This window comes from Legionella moravica DSM 19234, assembly GCF_000423305.1.
Taxonomy (GTDB): Bacteria; Pseudomonadota; Gammaproteobacteria; order Legionellales; family Legionellaceae; genus Legionella; species Legionella moravica.
The window spans coordinates 254,084-273,084 of record NZ_AUHS01000003.1 but is presented as its reverse complement, the minus strand read 5'-3'; the positions used below and the strand labels follow the sequence as shown (position 1 = coordinate 273,084).

The window sequence follows — 19,001 nt, the reverse complement described above, 5'->3', positions numbered from 1 at the left end:
TTGACGATGTATGAGGGATTCCAGCCTACATGGAGTGATGTAAATGGATGTTTTTCTCGATGGTTGGTATATTGCAGCAACCTCAAAGCAAGTCAAAAAAGCCCCTATCCGTCGTGTTGTCGAAGGAAAAACTTTAGTTTTATTCCGAGATGAAATCGGCCAAGTACAGGCCTTGGTTGATCACTGTTTACACCGAGGGATGAGGCTCTCAAATGGATGCGTTAAACAGGGAACACTTGAATGTCCTTATCATGGATGGCGATATAATGGGAAAGGGGAAGTCGTTTCCCAGCCGGCTTTATGCGACCATGATCCCCTTAAATCCAAAACCTTATCCATAGACAGTTTTCCCACCCTCGAGCAAGAAGAACATATTTGGGTATACATTGGTCATTCACCCCCTAAATCCCCTCCCTTTTCTTTTCCATTTTACGGTGAAAAAGGATGGGGGCATTTCTTTATGCATACCCAATTTGAAGCGTCTGTTGTTGCCTGTTTAGAAAATTTTTTAGATGTTCCGCATACTGTATACGTCCATCCAGGTTTATTCAGGAAGGGTAGTCTTACAGCGGTAAAAGCCCGTATAACAAAAGATTCACATTCTGTGAAAGCTGAATTTTTGAATGAGCCGGTACTCACCGGAATTGGTCCCCGATTGTTTTTTCCCAAAGGCACTCAAATGCGCCATACCGATGCATTTTATTTGCCGTCCATATCTCGGGTGGACTATACCTTTTCAAATAATAGAGCTTTTCTCATTACTTCTCAGTGCACCAGGCAAGATGAAGGTATCGTCAACGTGACCACTCATATTGCCTGGAATTTACCATTGCCAAAAATGTTATGTAAACCCATCCTTCGCGCGTATTGTCGACACGTTATTCTCCAGGATGTACGCCTTTTAAAAAAAATAGGACAACAAACGGAACGTTTCGGCCCGCAATTTTTACACACCAATGCGGATTTGTTAGGTCGACACATTATATCGCTAAGAAAGAATGCAGCTGATGGAACTCTTGATGACAACGAGGCCATTAGTGTGTTCGAAAGAGAGTTAAATTTATGATATCAGAAATAAATATAGAAGAAGGAAAATTACACGGTTCTGTTGAGTTGGTCGAGCAGTGCGATCACAACACGCGACAACGGTTGTATGACATTTTCATAAAATATTATTCTAAAACAGATAGAGAGACTTTTGATAAGGATCTCAATGAAAAACAATGGGTCTTGTTAATGAAAGATCACGACCGCACCATTCAAGGCTTTACAACCATGATGCTGTACGATTTGGTCTTTCAAGGGAAACCCGTTCGTGCGGTGTTCAGTGGCAATACCATCATTGAAAAAGATTTTTGGGGCTCAGGGGTTCTCTCTAAAACCTGGAGTCATTTTATGGCTTATTTAAAGCTATCAGAACCGGATGTTCCTTTATATTGGTATCTCATTTCCAGCGGATATCGAACTTATATGTTTTTACCTTTATTTTATAAAGAATTTTATCCTCGATATGATAAAAAAACGCCCCCTTTTGAGACTCAACTTATCGATACGCTTGGGCTGATTAAATTTCCTGATGAATACTCGAATGGATTAGTTCGTCCTTTTGTGCCTCGAGAGTGTTTGCACGAATCAATTGCTCAGCCCCCGGAAAGAAAGCTTAAAAATCCTCATGTTGCCTTTTTCCTTGAAAAAAATCCCGGATATCTGTCAGGTGACGAGTTAGTTTGTCTCACAGAATTTTCATTTGAAAATAATTTGGGAGCAGCCCAGGCGGCTTTACAAAAGGTCAAACAAACCTATTGTTTCAAAAAAGAGAGTGATGTTTCCAATGTATAAAAAATTTGTACGCCATTACTTGTGGACACGGATGAATGCACCTGCCGCTAAACAATTTAAACGGGCGATGCTGGAACCTCGTGAAACCCAAGAGCGAATTTTAATGGATTTTTTGCAGCGTAACCAACATACCCAGTTTGGTAAGAAATATGGATATGCATCCATAAAAAGCGTTGTAGAGTTTCGCGATCGGGTACCTAAACAGGATTATGAAGATTTTGAATTACCTATTGAAGCAATTAAAAAAGGTCAGAGTAATGTGCTTAGTACGGATAAAACTCTGTTTTTTGAAACAAGCTCGGGATCTTCGGGGCCTGTAAAATATATTCCATACAATCATCGTTTTCTGAATGAATTCAGGAGATCGATTTCTGCCTGGATGTATGATTTGTTCACGAATAGACCCGAATTAATGAAAGGATCCCAATATTGGTCCATTAGCCCCATGCTTAGAACAAAGCAATACACTGAGGGCAATATACCCATAGGCATTACGGATGATAGCGAGTATTTAGGCAGATTTTCTCAACGCCTCATCGGGCCTAACCTGGCGATGACATCTGAAGCTGTGTCACAATTACCCCTGGATGATTGGCAAAACAAGAGTATCCAACAACTTGCCGGGTACAGGGATTTACGGTTTATTTCAGTGTGGAGCCCTTCTTTTCTGATTTCATTAATGCAGTATTTACCAAAAGGGATCTGTTCTCAGGATTTATGGCCAGATTTAAAAATTATCAGTTGCTGGGGAGATGCTGCTGCGAAACGATTTATTCCGGAATTAAAAATACTGTTTCCCGGAATAGAAATACAATTTAAGGGCTTAATGGCCACAGAAGGAGTGATTAGTATTCCTTTGTTTGAACAACCCGATCCTGTCATTGCTTTAACCTCTCATTTTCTGGAGTTTGTAGATGATAATGATCGTTGCTATCTGGCGGACGAATTAACTGTTGGAGGCCAATACAAAGTCCTGTTAACAAGTGGGAACGGTCTTGTACGGTATGGCTTGGGTGATGTAGTTGAAGTTACAGCCCCTCTATGTATTCAATTTAAAGGGAGGGGTGACGCAATGAGTGATCTGTGTGGGGAAAAATTATCTGAACGTTTTGTGCAAAGTGTTTTTGATAAGCATCTTCCTGATGATTCATTTTTTCTGTTGCTACCTCAATGGGGAGAAACACCGTGTTATTCTCTGTATCATCAAAGCATTCATGACTCGGAATTAGCCAATAAAGTAGAAAAAGCATTACAAGAATCTTTTCATTACAACTATTGTCGTCAGTTGGGGCAACTTGCTCCGGTTCAATCTCGTTACTGCCCGGATTTGCCTCAACGCTATTATGACGCTTGTGTGAGGGCTGGACAACGGCCAGGAGATGTCAAGCCTCGAGCCTTGGTCCATTCAATTGATTTAGCAGAGAGAATCGCTCATGAAATTTGATTTAGCAGGACCTGATGAAGAAGCTTTGCTCAGAAGACATCTATGGAAAACTCCAATGGAGGGGGCTGTAGATCTGGTTTTTGCACGAGAACCCAATTACTTTAATATCGGTAAAACTCAAGGCGACAAGGTACAGACTTTTGTTGGCACCACAGATGGGACAATCAAAGTATCAGGTATACGCGCTACACGTTTAAGTCAGGTCAATGGTCAGGTACAAGAAACAGGATATCTGGCCGATTTTCGAATTGCCAAATCATCACGAAATGGATTTGCTTTGTTGCAAGCCAATCGGTTTTTAAAAAAACTTCATCATGACAATCCAATACCCTATTATACCGCCGTCATTGGTGACGATAATCAGCGCGCACTAACTTCTCTTGCCTCAAATTACAAAGGATTTCCCCGATTTCGCGATTATGGCAGAGTCTTGACCCCATTATTATTTACTATGAGGAAGTTAACGCGTTGTCCTGAATTGGAGCGTGGTTCTTTGAATACGCTACCAGAGATTTGTGCGAAACTGAATGAAAATAAACAGCAATTAGCCCCCTATTACTCCGAGTCTGATTTTACATCTGGAAAATTTCCAAATTTTAAAGTGGACGATTTTTTAATTTTAAGGCAGGGATCTAAAATAAAAGCGGTAGCTGCCCTGTGGGATCAAAGCTCATTTCGCCAGACAGTTCCGATTCATTATGGCGGGTATTATCGGTGGTTAAGACCAATGCTTAACCATTTTTTGTCTTATGGCCTTCCCAAGGCGGGACAGCATATTAAGAGCGTGTACATGGCTTTTGTGGCCTCTGACAGCATCGAGGATCATCGAGTTTTGCTCCGCGCTTGTTTGCGGCGCGCCAGAAGTCAGGGGTTCACTCATTTAGTAACTGGAATACATGAGCGTGATGAACGTGCCTCGCTTCTTGCTGAGTTTCCTGGCATTCCCTATGCTGGCCGCCTTTTTTTGGTCGATTACGATAACCATGAAGACCTGGATGATCGTGTGCCTTATGTGGAGGTTGCCACGCTATGAAATACACCATTCATTTTCTTATATATACGCTGATAACGGGAATTCTTTATTCATTGGCATCGCATCATCCCATTTATGAACCTTTTGTAATTAATGAACTGAATTTTGATCAATACATCCCCATGATTCCGCAGTCAGTTTATATATACTTGAGTTATTTTTTCCTGCTTCCTGTTTTAATTTTGGTTGCCAGAGGTAAGCCAGGTTTTTCTTCAGTATTTTATAGTGCTATGGCTTGTGGGGTAATTAATGTTCTGATCTACACTCTCGTTCCAACCCGATTGTTTGAGCGGATTTCGGCTCCAGAATATTCTTTTTTAGCTTATTTACAAGCTAAAGACACTATTTTGTGTGCTTTTCCCTCCGGGCATGTGGCGCTTCCATTATCCATCGCCCTCGGAGCGTTTATGATTGCTGGTCAAAAAAGGCCACCAGAAGTCACCTCGTTTTGGCGCAAAATTTCTGTTTTTTACTTCGTTTGGTTTTGTTTGCTAGCCTTGTCAACTTTACTGACCAAGCAGCATTTTGTTTTGGACGTGGTTTCTGGAATTCTGTTGGCTGCCATTGTTGTATTGACCGCAATGTATTACTTATATGCAAAAAAACAAAAAAAATTGTTAAATGTCCGAACCCTTGGGGCATTAGTGACCGAGATATCACTGATAGCATTGGCGATGACGCTCATCATAAGATATTGGCATCCTGCGATTTTTACATTGGGCATCATCTTTATCGCGTCTCGGCAACATGCCTTATTAGCACTTTACCATGATGGAGTGCATTACCTGATTTCCTCAAATAAGCGTTTAAATGACTTTATTATTAACTGCTTTGCTGGAGTCCCTTTTTTTATGCCGGTTCACGGATATCGTTCGTTACATTTTAGCCATCACCAGCATTTGGGAACTGAAAATGATCCAGAAAAGCGGTACTTATATCGACATCAGCCATGGAACTATCAAGCACTGAGCACCCGTTTATTGCTTAAACAGATATTAGGTGATTTATTGCTTTGGAATTCTCTCAGGATGTTGTGGCTTTTTATTAAAGATCGAACTTCCAGTAATAACGATATAAATCTGCCTGTTACCCAATATTATAACGACCTTTATATTCAGTTTATGTTCCTTTTCGCAGTGATTGGCTTTGGTTATCACTATTGGCCGACAGCAATAATGCACGTCTTGTTTTTATGGTTTCTTCCTTATTTAACGGTCACCCAATTGCTGCAGAAGATTCGCAGCTTTGCGGAACATACACAAAGAACAACTGATACAGATTCTGGTAGCTGTTCATGGGCGCCAAGTTGGTTGGGCGCGTTTTTTATTTGGCCTTACAACATTAACTATCATCAAGAGCATCATCGCAAGAGCAATATCAGTTGGGATGAGTTGCCAAAGAGGTTTGCCAACGCAGAACAACGCCCAGGAAAAACATTAATACAACATATATGGAGTGTAAATAAATAAAATGAAAGGAACTTATAAGGTAGAAGGCATCGATGAGGTGAGTCCTGTTGAGCCGCAATACGATTCTTTAGGGCGCTATAGTTCTATGAATTTGATTGTGATATCTCTGCAAATTGTGGCCTGGTTTTTTCTATTGAATACCATTGATCAGCATTCCTTACCTTTGGCTGTACGAGTAATAGCAGTATTTTTATTTTGTATGCTCATGCAAGGGGTTTTTACAATGGTGCATGAATTTTGCCACCGAAATGCCCATCACAATAAACAATTGAATTATTTAATAGGATGCCTTTCTTCTACTCTTTTTGGTACTTCAGCCACTTTCTTAAGAGTACAACATTGGGGGCATCATCGCCGAAACCGTACCGAAGCTGAGAGAGCAGAATTCATTCACGATGATGAAAGTAAATGGGGAAAAATAGGACGATATTATTTTGCCATTTTAGGCGGAATTTGGTTTATGTGTTTCCTGTTCCCGATGATAACGCCTTTTATTCCCTATTCATTTGCTGAAAAAATAGCTCGTGATAAACGATTTAATACTTATTCTGCCGCGTTTGAGGAATTTACCCGTGCTGATTGGTTGCGCATGCGCGTTGAAGGAGGGTGTTTGTTTGTTGTTTGGGCTTTAGTTGTATTTTTTGGCCCTTGGCATGGGTCGACTTTCTTGTTGGCTTATGGTGCATTTGCTTTTTCGTGGTCTACCTTGCAATGGGTTTATCATTTACACACTCCCATTCATGTCGTTGAGGGTGCTTATAATCTCAGAGCGCCTTGGTTGATCAGAGCATTGTTTCTTAATTTCAATTACAACCTGACTCATCACCGTCACCCGGCAATGCCATGGCAAGAGCTCTATCGAAAAAGCAATCAAGAGGAAACACAGCCCCTTTGGTATCGTTATCTTCTGGTGTTTCGTCCACCCGTCGTTTTTCCTCAAGATGTATCTAAGTTAGAGAAGAGATATTTCTGATGGCTTTTAAAGAACCATGGAAACCGGAGGGATTTGATAATTATTTGAGTCATTTTCCAAGCACACCTGACCTGAAGCTTCATGCTTCCCAAAACATCACACACCAGTTTTGTGATATTTGGAATTTGGGATTGAAGAGTTTGGAAAAAAGACTTGATGGATTAAATAAAAACGTCACGATTGTCTTTGTCAGAGGTTATTTAGGCCGCTACCTGCTAAAAAGTCTTAAAGAGCCTGCTCATTTATTAAGACGATTAGGTTACGACTCGATTATAATGAAACAAACAGCAGGGGGCTCCTACAAAGACAATGTTCAGATGATGTATCAGCAATTAAAGCATCGTCAAAACCGGGAACATTTTATTTTCTGTGCCCACAGTCGAGGCGGATTGGAATGTTTGAGTTTATTAACTGAACATGAAGACATTCGCAATAAAACAAATGCGTTAATCATGTCGCAGACTGCCTATGGCTCTTCTTTTGTTTTGGAAAGCATTTTGCACGGGGAACACCAAAAAACAAATTACTCATGGTACCGTTCTTTATCTGAAAAAATGCAAAGGGTGATGTTGTCTGCTATCCGGGCTAGAGTGGGTGGAGAAGAACTCACATCAAGAGTATGGCCTAAGCTCATCAAGACAGTAGAAAAACAGCAATTTAATTTTCCGGTGATTCAAACGGCTTCCTGGTCTGTACAACCCACCCTGTGGCTTGATTCATTCCATGACCGACTAAATGAGATTCGTCCTGCATGCGCCCATGATGGCCAATTTTTCTTGAATGATTTAATTTGGCCCAATATTAATCATGTACTACTCCCCCATCTGGATCATGCTCAACCAGTTGTAGGCGGCTTTAATTTCAATCACAAACACTATTGGCTGACATTAATTAAAATGATTATGCAAAATACGATATAAATCAGGGAGTTATATACTTAATTGAACTGTTGCGAACTAAAGTAAGGGTACGAGAAGAGGACTTGAACCTTTTCTTAATCTCTTGATTTTATTGGATTGTAACGGCTAGGACTTAAAGCTTACCCAAGATCTTACCCAACATTGCGTATGATAGCTGATTTGAATGATTACGAAAAGATACGATCAGTTATGAATTTTCCCCGTTTTTAATTTAGTAACTGCACCCAATTGACGTTTGTGGGTGCAATTGCTAAATTAATAGAATGAAACCTAAAATTGCACTTGAAAAACTAAAGAAGCTGCTGTCTGCAATGAGCTTCACAAGCAAAGAGGCTAAAGCTTGTGGAGTTAGTTCAGAACAGCTTGCTTATTATATACATACAGGCGATATAGAGCGACTAGGTCGAGGGCTTTACCGTGGGATAATGGCCCCTACCATGATTAGTTTTCAGTGGGAGGATCTAGTAGTTGCTGTTAGAAATACCGAGGATGGAGTGATTTGCCTTACTTCTGCCCTTGCTCTTTATGAGCTTACAGATGAAATACCAAGACAGCATTGGATAGCCATTAGACATGGGACACGCCATCAGGCAAATGCGTCTGTAAAAGTAGTGCGCATGCGTAACTATACATTAGGCAAAACGAGTATAGATATAGAGGGAACAGCTGTTCCAATCTTTGATAAAGAGCGTACAATTCTTGATGCATTTCGATACTTAAGTAAAGAAACAGCATTAAAGGCGCTTAGAACGAGCCTTCAACAACCTCTTGCAAAAAGAATAGACATTGAAAAGCTTCGGACTTATGCAAAGAAAATGAGAGTCAATATTGAATCCTACCTTCTGGCAATGACACTATGAATGAAGCCGCGTTAAAAGCTCGACTTAAAACAATCGCTCAAGAAAAATCAGTAACCTTCAACGAAGTGTGGAAACAACTCTTGCTGGAACGATTTTTAGCTAGGTTAGCAAACTCAGCATTTCGAGAATGGTTTATTTTCAAAGGCGGATTGCTATTAGCACAGTACATTACCATTGGACGAGAAACAGTAGATGTTGATTTTTTAATGACAAAAATTCACAGTGAATTCTCAACAGTAAAAGCAGCTATCTCTGATATTATTGCTACGCCAGTTGATGATGCGTTTTCCTTTGAATGGGACTCCATGGAAGTATTGTCTCAACCACATATGGATTACACCGGGTTTCGCGCAACACTACAGGTATTCTTCGGCGGTATGAAAGATAAGATTCACATTGATATTGGGGTTGGTGATCAAGTCATCCCAAATGAAAAAGATTTTCGTCCTTTTGAATACAAAGGGAAGCCTTTATTTGTTGGTGAAATTACGATGATGGTTTATCCAGTGGAATCTATTTTTTCAGAAAAACTTGAAACGATTATTTCGAAAGGTAGTAATAATAGCCGCATGAAGGACTATCATGATGTTATTTTAATGATTTGGGAGCCGGGCTTATTAAACCCAACTATCTTGAGAGGCACGCTACACACCACATTTACTCAACGCGGTACTGGGATGATGCTACCTATTATGTTTGTTAGCTTAGGCCTGGAAAGATTACAGGGTTTCTGGTCTAGGCATATTCGTGGATTAGGAGCAATTCAAAAACAACTTAATTTACCTGAAAAAATTAATGACCTTTTAGATGAAATTAATGTATGGTTGCAGAAATTGTTTCTGAACCAGCCAGAATAACTGATACTTATAGAAGTATTAATTTTGGTTGAGGCTCGCATATTGTTGTCATTTATTAGTGTAAGTTGTTCTCCATTTCTTTCAAGGCTTGTTGAAATATCCTATAAAGCCTTTCTGTATCGAACATTACTTTTTTGCTATTGGTTGTTTGCATGGCATGTTTACGCATAAATACAACTGCATAAAATAGTCGATAAAACTTAAGGCGACATTGGGCTTTTTTATCCAGATGCAATGCTTGTTCCCAGTAATCTGTGTATAAGGTGTCGAGGCCTTCAAGTGCTAGAGCAGCATGCGTCAATGCTATTACAAATAATGGATCACCAAAACAGATATCATCCACATCAACGATCCCGGTGATCTTACCGTTAGAGACAATCACATTACGTTCGCTGGCATCCCACAAAAAAGGTATCGCAGTTACAGTAGATAATTCATCTTTCATATGATTTGCAATGGTAATTACTTTTGTGATTTGCTCAGGATCAAAACAACCAGTTTTCGCTATAATATTTTTAAATAAATGTAACCGATTAAGCAAAAAATCATACCAAGACCTTTCTTCTGGAACATGCTCATAACTATCAGTGATACCGTAACCTATGCCTAGAGGAAGTGTACTGGCAGTTGCCTGAATTTTTGCCATGTGAGTAGCTAAATTTTTTTTATCTATATCTGTCAAACTTGAATAGACATTACACAAGTCATCACCGGGTAGGCGCATCATAAGCAAAGCAGGAAAAGGCGAATGTTTTCCCTCTAAGTCTGAGTCAATAAATTTAGCAAGAGGTATTCCCAGCGGTAATAGTTTTTCCTGCCAATAGATTGCGGAGAGAAATTTTGCTTTTTGATTGGTATCAGTCATTCGAATAACATATTCTGCGTCGGCAGTTTTGACTGCAAACACAAAATATTGATCGCCTGTTGTCATTCTTGTTGCAGATATAGCTGGCTTCCCCACCATGGCTGAAACGACAGATGAAGCGATCTGCTTATTAGGATTTTTATTTGTGGTGCTATTCATTAGATTCCTTAGTTAAATTGAATTCACTTAATCTCTGCTTTCTAAAAAGTCCTTTTTTTTTCTCGTTTTCAATGGATTCAACTATATATTCTATTTGCTTCTCCACATAAGCCTTATGCTCTAGCAGTTCTACTGAATTGAACAAGGGTAAAAGACTCATAAGATAGTTCTTTTCTCTCTCTAAAATTGGCATTCTACTTCCAGACCAGCTCATTGTTCTTGATATATGCTCAAGTTTTTTAAAATCTTTGAACTCCTTGTTTTTCTGAAGAAATAAACTTAATAGTTCACGTCTAAATTCCTCGCTCATAAAGTTAGCTATATCAAATATAAAACTGCTAAACGTTTATCTTCTTGTATGCGTGAGCTTTCAGAACCTTTTAACCAAGCATAATAGGAGCTACTGGATACGCCCAATACCTGACAAAGCTTTTGTACACGATGGAAAGCCGATTGTTCTTTTATTAACGCGTATTTCGCTGGCCTTCCTTGGCGAAAAACGCTGCTGCCTTTTTTAAGATTTCTCGCTCTTCTTCCAGTTCCGCTACGCGCGCTTTCAATCGCTTTAACTCTAAGTCTTTTTCATTTAATTGAGGTTGATTGGGGAATACTTTCTCTTGTTTGAGAAGGTATTGTTTGCGCCAGTTATATAGGTTATTTTCTGCTACACCAAGCTCTCTGGCTACTTGTCTTAATGGCTTATTACTTGATTCCAGTAGTTCAATAGCTTTAATTTTGAACTCTTTTGTATAAACTTGTCTTACCATGATTACTCCTTGTTGATAAGATTATATCTCGTAAACAAGGTGTCCGGCTATTTGAGGGAAGATCAATATGAAAAATAACGAAAAGTTGAGAAAGATTTGAGAAGACGAAGTCTGTATTATTTCAATAATAATCAATGCTTTAAGCATACTTGCGAATCATTAAGAAGTGTTTTAAACTTGCTCAATGGTACCGAGAAGAGGACTCGAACCTCCACGGGGTTGCCCCCACTAGCACCTGAAGCTAGCGTGTCTACCAATTTCACCACCTCGGCATAGTGCGCTACGTTACGCAAAATAGAGTCTTATGTCAATATTTTTTTATTTTGAGTAGGGTAACCCTGCTTTTAAAATTCGTTCTCTGACGCCTTCCCATTCGCTCGTTTCTGGTGGAAGCTCTATGGCGATGCAGATGGCATGGGAAGAATCAGCATATCTGAGCTGGTAATATAAGTCATAAGCTGCTTTTTCAGGATTGTCTGCCAGAAGATGAAACAGCTCGTCTTCTACACCCTCGGGTTGTTTGCTGGCGATGACATAAACATCACCCTCTCTTCTTTGACAAAAGCTGGACAGTTTTTCAAATTGTTTAAAATAGTATAAGTTCTTTTGCGGTTGATAGTGACTCTCTAATTTGCCAGGTACTCGAATATTGGTTTCTTTGGCAGCGTAACGAGAGGGAACAACAGCGGCTATCGCTTGTTCATCAATGAGCCCGTGGCGCAAAATTTGATATGTCTCAGGATTGGTTGCATCCACTATAGTCGATTCAATGCCAACGCGGCATCGACCACCATCTAAAATTAATAACTCCTGATCTTTGAAGGATTGCTTTACATGTAAGGCCGTTGTTGGGCTGACTTTGCCAAAAGGATTGGCTGATGGAGCAACTATAGGGCTATTCAGTTTTTGTAATAGTTTTTGGGCAACCGGGTGTGCAGGACATCTTATGGCTATAGTGGTTTGGCCGCCAGTAATTAAGGGGTTAATATGGTTCTCTTTGCCGCGGAATACCAGAGTTAAAGGTCCAGGCCAGAATGTATTAATTAATATTTGTGCATATTCCGGGATTTCGTCTACCAGTTCATTCAAATCCCAATCTTCTGCTATATGAACAATTAACGGATGATTCAATGGCCTGTTCTTCATGGCAAAAACTGCTTTAATCGCTTTATCTTTATTGATCAGCGCAGCTAATCCGTAAACGGTCTCTGTTGGAATGGCAACAGGTTTTCCATTCTTTAAATCAAGAATAGCTCGATTCAGATTAGTGGTAATTTGGGGCATAAATGGGTCTCATTAATAGGTTGATATGATATAGGAAACTGGCCAAAAGAATGGGTAGTAACAGAGCATTATTTTTACACAGATCGCCCTGCTAATGGAATAGTTAATACTAAAAATAACGCCAACTCGCTCTACTGTGTACTTACCATGATATCAGCAGCGCATTACCTCATTACCGGATACAAAGCCGCTGGAATTTTGGTTTTATCAAAACCCGGTTGAGGTGGTGTATAAAAGACTGTCAGACCATCCGTCCAACAGTCTTGAAAAACCCTGTTATATGTAGCTTTCATAATGGGGCGTCCACATTGTTGCATCAATGGCTTTATCAATTTCAAGGTCATTCATTGCACTTATATGTCCTTCTTTGATGCCTTGTTTGATTACGGCTTTGGCTATATGTCTGCTGACCTCTCTGATTGATGACAGTTCAGGCAAAAGGCGACCTACACCCGTTTCTACTGCAGGTGCTAATTCACTTAAAGCTATGGCGGCTGCCATCATCATATCATCAGTGACCCTTCTGGCTTTACCTGCAACAACTCCCAAACCCACTCCTGGGAATATATATGAATTATTGCACTGAGCAATATCAAACTTTTGCCCGTTCAATTCTATTGGATCAAATGGGCTTCCAGTTGCAATTAATGCAGTTCCAGAAGTCCAATGCAGCAAGTCTTCAGGAATAGCCTCTACACGGGATGTTGGATTTGATAATGGAAATATAATAGGTCTTTGGCAATAACCCACCATTGATTTGATCATCGATTCAGTGAATTGTTTGGGTTGTCCAGACACACCGAGAAGTATCGTTGGTTTTGCATTAATGATGACATCGTTTAAGCTGATTTGCTCTAAATTGTGTACGTTCCAGCTTTTTAATGAATCCAAGGGTTGAGTAAATCCTTTTTGGAACGGTAATAGATCGGCCATGCCATCATGAAGCAGGCCATTTCTATCTACTAAATAAAAACGAGAACGAGCTTCCGCTTCAGATAAGCCCTGACTCATCATGGCGTGTACTAATTGTTCACTGATTCCACAACCTGCAGATCCTGCACCTAACAGTGCGATGCGTTGGTCTTTCAAGGGCGTACCGGCAACACGCGTTGCAGCAATAATCGCTGCGACAGCTACCGCAGCAGTGCCTTGAATGTCATCATTAAAGGTACATAATTGATCTTTATAGCGTTCGAGTAATGGATAAGCATGTTGTTGTGCAAAATCTTCAAACTGTAATAAAACATTGGGCATATGCTTTTTAATGCTTTGGACAAATTGGTCGACAAAATCGTCATACTCCTTTCCTGTAATTCGCTCATGCCGCCAGCCAATGTATTCCGGATCCTTTAAGCGCTCCTGATTATTGGTACCAACATCCAGGATGATCGGGAGCGTTTCAGACGGTTTTATACCACCACAACTGGTATAAAGTGATAATTTTCCAATTGGAATCCCTAATCCTCCTGCTCCTTGATCACCCAAGCCGAGTATCCGCTCTCCGTCTGTGACGACGATAACGCTTATAGTTCGTGATGAGGCGATCGATTTGATAATCTCATCCATTTTGTCCCGAACTGGGTAACTTAGAAATAGACCTCTTGGTTGCCGATAAATATGTGAAAATTGCTCACAAGCCAAACCGACTACCGGAGTGTAAATAATGGGCATTATTTCTTCGAGATTTTCAATTATAAAACGATAAAATAGTACCTCGTTGTAATCTTGCAGAGCTCGTAAATAGATGTGTTTTTCCAGGGGTGTTTCTTTTAAGTGATAAGCGTCATGGCACCGAACAATCTGTTCTTCAAGGCTCTCAATAGTTGAGGGAAGCAGGCCATGTAATCCAAACCGATCTCTTTCTTCAGTGCTAAAGGCAGTATTTTTGTTGAGCAGAGAATCTTTTATTAATTCCATTCCATGTTTTGTTATAGTTACAGTCATTTAAACACTCCTTGTTATGATTCGCAGGACTTATGAAAAATACCCAATCTCTTGATACATCTAGTGTAGTTGATTTTTATCTATTTTGTTGTGATGTTCTATTTTGCCTTTTAATCCCCGTCAGCATAAAATGAAAATCTTTACCATCAAAAGCTAGGGATTTATAAGGTGTTACTCACGTTAACGGAAAAAATGATGGATGGTTGCTTTGCTGTGGTTCCACGACAGAAGCCACAGTCAATGCACATTGATCAAGCGAAGATCATTGCACATAGAGGCGCTCACAATAATACCAAAGGAATCATCGAAAACACTCATGAATCTTTTCATTTGGCACGAAATGCCGGGTGTTGGGGAATCGAATTAGATGTACATGCCACGGCAGATGGTGTCTTTGTTGTGAATCATGATAGAACCCTCAATCGCTTGTGGGGTCATGATGTGACTATTACTGATTTGACGTTTAATGATTTACGCTCTTTAGTTCCAGAAATTCCTTCACTTGCCGAGGTGATCACCGAGTACGGCAGAGATCTGCATTTGTTTATCGAATTAAAATCACCAATAAAGGATGAGCGTTCATTGATGAACACTCTACAGGGATTGTCACCCATCCAAGATTTTCATTTACTGGCTTTAGAGGCGTCTATTTTTGATTCTTTGACGCTGTTCCCAAGAAAGTCCTTATTATTGGTAGCCGTTCATAATAACGTCAACCAGTTTTGTGAGTTAAGTATCCGGGAAAATTACGGTGGCGTAATGGGAAGTTATTTACTTTTAACTAACAAGAAAAGAAAAAAACTTAATGAAGCCAATCAAGTTTCGGGAGTCGGTTTTGTTAATTCCAAAAACAGTTTGTACAGGGAGTTAAACCGAGGTATAAATTGGATATTTACGAATAACGCTATCGAAATAAGTCAGCATTTGCACCAGCTGCGTTCGGAAAAAAATAAATGATTGGCAGTTCTGGTGGCGTGCAAAATAAAGGGGTGTTCAACTAAATGGTACAAGGAATTCTTCATTTTTATAATGCATTTAAAAACTCCTGGAATGGTCTTAAATATGCTTTTCGTTATGAGTGGGCATTTAAATTTGAATTAGTTCTTTTAGCTTGCGCCATTCCTTGTGCCTTTGTTCTTGGGAATAACGCGGTAGAATTGATACTCTTGATTGGCTCAGTAGTACTGCTACTTATTGTTGAGTTGCTAAATTCAGCAATTGAAACCACTGTAGACAGGATTAGCTTGGAACATCATCCTTTGTCGGGTCTCGCAAAAGACTTGGCATCTGCGGCCATTTTTGTTGTTGGTATTAATGCCGCAGTTACCTGGGGCATTTTTCTTGTCTATGCCTTGCTCTGAAAAAGGGCTCATTAGATCAATGTGGCAGTTTCTAAGGACTTCTTATACTTTCCTGTCTTTGGTCATGGAGTATAGAACAACCGAGCGTAAGCAATGGATCCCGCGGTCAAAGCCGCGGGAATTCGAAGAATAGAGTTGAACGGTATTTTTAAAGCGGTGAGGAGATTGTGCTATAATTGCCCGGTAAATTGATTGATGGTTCGAGTTAAACGATCGACCAACTCATCAATTTCATATTCACTGATAATCAATGGCGGCAAAAGTCTGACCACAGTGTCTGCGGTTATATTAAACAAAACTCCATTGGCAAGGCCGAGAGCACGCATGTCATTGGCGGGTCTGTCCAGCTCTATACCTATCATATAGCCTTTGCCCCTTATGGCTTTGACATGAGGATGCTCACCGAGATTGCTAATTAGTTTATCCAAAAGCAGCCCACTGTTTTTTGTTACCTTTTCGCAGAGTTTATCGCGTTCAATTACATTCAATACGGTCAATGCTGTAGCACATGCCAGTGAGTTTCCGCCAAAGGTTGAACCATGATTGCCAGGTTTAAACAGGTCATTAGCCCTTTTACTCATGAGGCAGGCGCCAATCGGCATCCCATTACCCAGTCCTTTGGCCGTAGTTAAAATATCCGGTTGAATCCCATAGTGCATGCAGGAAAACAGTTTTCCTGTACGGCCATTTCCTGTTTGGATTTCATCTAAAATAAGCATCCAGTCATGTTGTTCACAAAGTTGGGCTAATGAGCGCAGGTATCCTTCCTCCGCTGGATAAATTCCGCCCTCACCCTGGATGGGTTCTAACATAACTGCGACTACATCTTCTCTATTGGCAGCAATAGTATGAATGGCATCAAGATCATTAAATGGTGCTCGAATAAATCCGGGTACCAAGGGTTCAAAACCCGCTTGAACTTTGCGGCTTCCGGATGCAGTTAAAGTAGCCATTGTTCGCCCGTGGAAGGCTCGTTCCATTACAATAATAGAAGGCGTTTCAATGCCTTTTTTATGTCCATAAAGACGGGTTAATTTAATGGCAGCTTCATTCGCTTCTGCACCTGAGTTGGCGAAGAACACCTGATCCATTCCTGCCATTGCGGTAAGTTTTGCCGCAAGCAGCTCTTGCTCCTTAATATGAAAAGCATTAGAGGTATGCAATAATTTAGCTGCCTGCTCCTGGATTGTTTGCGTCACCTCGGGGTGTGCATGGCCAAGACCACAAACCGCTATTCCGCTTAAACCGTCGAGATATTCTTTTCCCTGTTCATCGTACAGCCAAACTCCTTTACCATGGGTAAAGGTTACGGGCATCGGATTGTAGGTCGTAATTAAAGCCATGATTTCTCCCTTTCGTCCTTATCATTATTTCATGTTATTGCTTACAAAATCCCAGTTGACTAAAGACCAGAATGCATTAATGTAATCGGGGCGCAAATTGCGGTAATCAATGTAGTAGGCATGTTCCCATACATCACAAGTTAATAAAGCGGTTAACCCATCGGTCATAGGCGTAGCAGCGTTACTGGTGCTGACTATCTTCATAGCGCCTGTTGCATCCTGGACAAGCCATGCCCAACCAGAACCAAAGGTTGTCGCTGCTGTCTGGGTGAATTGTTCTTTGAAGGCAGTGAAGCTACCGAAGTGTTTATTGATCGCTTCAGCCAGTTTGCCTTTGGGTTCTCCGCCACCATTGGGACTCAAACTGTGCCAATAAAATGTATGATTCCAAACCTGGGCTGCATTATTAAAAATTCCGCCTTTTGCTTTCATGATAATGTCTTCAAGGCTCATCGCTTCAAATTCGGTACCGACTATCAGTTTGTTTAGATTGGTAACGTAAGCATTATGATGTTTGCCGTAATGGTATTCCAAAGTTTCTTTTGATATATGCGGCGCTAAAGCGTCCAGTGCGTAAGGTAATTGGGGCAGGGTAAATGTCATTGTTATCTCCGATTCATAAAGCGATTAGTGTAGCAGGATGGATGCGATATTCAATGTACTTGAAAGAGCATTTGATTATTATTTTTTGTAAACTTGGTGTATACTATTAGTCCAAATTGACTATTTTATCAAATAACTCTCTTTATTTATGAAATAGCATCAGGTTGCCAGTATGGTTGATTTGCTGCATCATAATGCAAATGCGACTCATTAGTTGCGACCTTGTCTGGTTTTCGCCATAATTGGCGGGATTTATTTATTAAAAAGGTGCATAAGTGGATACTTTAGATAAAATTAAAAAGCAAATTGAAGAAAATGCAATTATGCTTTACATGAAAGGAACACCCAAGATGCCACAATGTGGGTTTTCTGCTCGCGCAGTCCAGTGCATTGAAGCGTGTGGAGTTGACTTTGCCTATGTTGATATCCTTGCTAATCCGGATATTCGTCAGGTTTTACCCCAGGTTTCTGATTGGCCTACTTTTCCACAACTTTATGTGAAAGGTGAATTAATTGGTGGTTCTGACATCATTGCTGATATGTTTCAGCAAGGTGAACTAGAGCCCATGTTACGTGATGCGATTGCTGCATAATGACAATAATAGCGTGAGGGCAACCTCACGTATTGCAATGGAGATCATAGAATGAGTGTATTAGTTGGGCGTAAGGCACCAGACTTTACTGTCGCGGCAGTAATGGGAAATGGTGAGATCGTTGATAAATTTAATTTACATGAACATTTAAAAGGCAAATACGGTGTAGTTTTTTTCTATCCTCTCGATTTTACTTTTGTGTGCCCTTCTGAGCTGATTGCTCTTGATCATCGAATTGAAGAGTTTAAAAGCAGAAACGTTGAGGTGGTCGCAGTTTCTATCGATTCGCACTTTACTCATAATGCTTACAGAAATACTTCAGTAAAAAATGGCGGTATTGGACCTGTACGCTATACTATGGCTGCGGATATGACTCACAGCATCTGTCAATCATATGGCGTTGAGCATCCAGTTGCCGGCGTTGCATTCCGTGGTGCATTCATCATTGATACTAATGGAATGGTTCGTTCTCAAATTGTTAACGATTTACCAATTGGCCGAAATATTGATGAAATTATTCGTACTGTAGATGCCGTTCAATTTTTTGAAGAGCACGGAGAAGTGTGTCCTGCTGGCTGGAAAAAAGGTGATGCCGGTATGAAAGCATCTCCTCAAGGTGTTGCCGCTTATCTGTCTGAACATTCAGACTCTTTATAATGCGCTTTAATCCGGGAATTCTTAGTCTCA

At 40.3% G+C, this 19,001-nt stretch carries 20 protein-coding genes and 1 tRNA gene; 13 read left to right on the top strand and 8 right to left on the bottom strand.

Annotated elements, in window-relative coordinates; translation table 11 throughout:
- Positions 1 to 43: 43 nt before the first annotated feature.
- The 9 genes from G543_RS0101225 to G543_RS0101185 all read left to right on the top strand — a co-directional run bounded on the left by G543_RS0101225 (position 44) and on the right by G543_RS0101185 (position 9,395).
- Complete coding sequence (locus G543_RS0101225; RefSeq protein WP_028382903.1) at positions 44 to 1,066, top strand: aromatic ring-hydroxylating oxygenase subunit alpha; 1,023 nt, start codon at positions 44 to 46, stop codon at positions 1,064 to 1,066.
- Entirely contained in the window at positions 1,063 to 1,839 is a 777-nt protein-coding gene (locus G543_RS16820) for a hypothetical protein (protein WP_051190542.1), read from the top strand. The genes G543_RS0101225 and G543_RS16820 overlap by 4 nt, the downstream gene beginning before the upstream one ends.
- The gene (locus G543_RS0101215; protein ID WP_162145872.1) at positions 1,832 to 3,283 is read left to right on the top strand and encodes a GH3 family acyl-acid amido synthetase; all 1,452 of its coding nucleotides are present in this window, start codon (positions 1,832 to 1,834) and stop codon (positions 3,281 to 3,283) included. The genes G543_RS16820 and G543_RS0101215 overlap by 8 nt, the downstream gene beginning before the upstream one ends.
- The gene (locus G543_RS0101210; protein WP_028382901.1) at positions 3,273 to 4,316 is read left to right on the top strand and encodes a hypothetical protein; all 1,044 of its coding nucleotides are present in this window, start codon (positions 3,273 to 3,275) and stop codon (positions 4,314 to 4,316) included. The genes G543_RS0101215 and G543_RS0101210 overlap by 11 nt, the downstream gene beginning before the upstream one ends.
- Positions 4,313 to 5,785, top strand: a complete 1,473-nt coding sequence (locus tag G543_RS0101205; protein ID WP_028382900.1) for a fatty acid desaturase — start codon at positions 4,313 to 4,315, stop codon at positions 5,783 to 5,785. The genes G543_RS0101210 and G543_RS0101205 overlap by 4 nt, the downstream gene beginning before the upstream one ends.
- 1 nt (position 5,786) lies before the next feature.
- A complete protein-coding gene (locus tag G543_RS0101200) occupies positions 5,787 to 6,758 on the top strand; it encodes a fatty acid desaturase family protein (RefSeq protein ID WP_115343574.1) in 972 nt (323 codons plus the stop codon).
- Positions 6,758 to 7,678 (top strand): hypothetical protein, encoded by a 921-nt coding sequence (locus tag G543_RS0101195; protein ID WP_028382898.1) that lies wholly within the window; start codon positions 6,758 to 6,760, stop codon positions 7,676 to 7,678. Before G543_RS0101200 ends, G543_RS0101195 begins: the two co-directional genes overlap by 1 nt.
- A 311-nt stretch (positions 7,679 to 7,989) precedes the next feature.
- Entirely contained in the window at positions 7,990 to 8,538 is a 549-nt protein-coding gene (locus G543_RS0101190) for a type IV toxin-antitoxin system AbiEi family antitoxin domain-containing protein (RefSeq protein WP_242602595.1), read from the top strand.
- Complete coding sequence (locus tag G543_RS0101185) at positions 8,535 to 9,395, top strand: nucleotidyl transferase AbiEii/AbiGii toxin family protein (protein WP_028382896.1); 861 nt, start codon at positions 8,535 to 8,537, stop codon at positions 9,393 to 9,395. Before G543_RS0101190 ends, G543_RS0101185 begins: the two co-directional genes overlap by 4 nt.
- Before the next feature lie 55 nt (positions 9,396 to 9,450).
- Here G543_RS0101185 and G543_RS0101180 read toward each other — a convergent pair whose 3' ends face one another.
- From G543_RS0101180 to G543_RS0101155, 6 genes are all read right to left on the bottom strand, one after another.
- Positions 9,451 to 10,419, bottom strand: a complete 969-nt coding sequence (locus tag G543_RS0101180; RefSeq protein ID WP_028382895.1) for a phosphotransferase — start codon at positions 10,417 to 10,419, stop codon at positions 9,451 to 9,453.
- Entirely contained in the window at positions 10,412 to 10,729 is a 318-nt protein-coding gene (locus tag G543_RS0101175; RefSeq protein WP_028382894.1) for a hypothetical protein, read from the bottom strand. Before G543_RS0101175 ends, G543_RS0101180 begins: the two co-directional genes overlap by 8 nt.
- A gap of 154 nt (positions 10,730 to 10,883) precedes the next feature.
- Positions 10,884 to 11,186: a transposase gene (locus tag G543_RS0101170; RefSeq protein ID WP_003636813.1), complete on the bottom strand. Its 303-nt coding sequence runs from the start codon at positions 11,184 to 11,186 to the stop codon at positions 10,884 to 10,886.
- A gap of 185 nt (positions 11,187 to 11,371) precedes the next feature.
- Positions 11,372 to 11,458: transfer RNA gene (locus G543_RS0101165), tRNA-Leu, on the bottom strand.
- A 46-nt stretch (positions 11,459 to 11,504) separates the two neighbouring features.
- Positions 11,505 to 12,470 (bottom strand): L-threonylcarbamoyladenylate synthase, encoded by a 966-nt coding sequence (locus G543_RS0101160; RefSeq protein ID WP_028382893.1) that lies wholly within the window; start codon positions 12,468 to 12,470, stop codon positions 11,505 to 11,507.
- A gap of 276 nt (positions 12,471 to 12,746) precedes the next feature.
- On the bottom strand, positions 12,747 to 14,414 hold the full coding sequence (locus G543_RS0101155) for an NAD-dependent malic enzyme (RefSeq protein ID WP_028382892.1): 1,668 nt from the start codon (positions 14,412 to 14,414) through the stop codon (positions 12,747 to 12,749).
- A gap of 168 nt (positions 14,415 to 14,582) precedes the next feature.
- On the opposite strand from G543_RS0101155, the gene G543_RS0101150 reads away from it, so the two are divergent.
- A complete protein-coding gene (locus G543_RS0101150; protein WP_028382891.1) occupies positions 14,583 to 15,371 on the top strand; it encodes a glycerophosphodiester phosphodiesterase in 789 nt (262 codons plus the stop codon).
- 44 nt (positions 15,372 to 15,415) lie between these two features.
- Positions 15,416 to 15,775, top strand: coding sequence for a diacylglycerol kinase (locus G543_RS0101145; RefSeq protein WP_028382890.1), 360 nt, complete (start codon positions 15,416 to 15,418; stop codon positions 15,773 to 15,775).
- A gap of 170 nt (positions 15,776 to 15,945) precedes the next feature.
- Here G543_RS0101145 and G543_RS0101140 read toward each other — a convergent pair whose 3' ends face one another.
- Entirely contained in the window at positions 15,946 to 17,118 is a 1,173-nt protein-coding gene (locus G543_RS0101140; RefSeq protein WP_028382889.1) for an aspartate aminotransferase family protein, read from the bottom strand.
- Between the two features lie 24 nt (positions 17,119 to 17,142).
- Positions 17,143 to 17,721, bottom strand: a complete 579-nt coding sequence (gene sodB / locus G543_RS0101135) for a superoxide dismutase [Fe] (RefSeq protein ID WP_028382888.1) — start codon at positions 17,719 to 17,721, stop codon at positions 17,143 to 17,145.
- A gap of 323 nt (positions 17,722 to 18,044) precedes the next feature.
- Here sodB and grxD point away from each other — a divergent pair, with 323 nt between their 5' ends.
- Together grxD and G543_RS0101125 are read left to right on the top strand one after the other, a co-directional pair.
- The gene (grxD, locus tag G543_RS0101130; protein ID WP_233588627.1) at positions 18,045 to 18,314 is read left to right on the top strand and encodes a Grx4 family monothiol glutaredoxin; all 270 of its coding nucleotides are present in this window, start codon (positions 18,045 to 18,047) and stop codon (positions 18,312 to 18,314) included.
- Positions 18,315 to 18,365: 51 nt separating this feature from the next.
- Positions 18,366 to 18,971 (top strand): peroxiredoxin, encoded by a 606-nt coding sequence (locus G543_RS0101125; RefSeq protein WP_028382886.1) that lies wholly within the window; start codon positions 18,366 to 18,368, stop codon positions 18,969 to 18,971.
- Positions 18,972 to 19,001 lie beyond the last annotated feature (30 nt).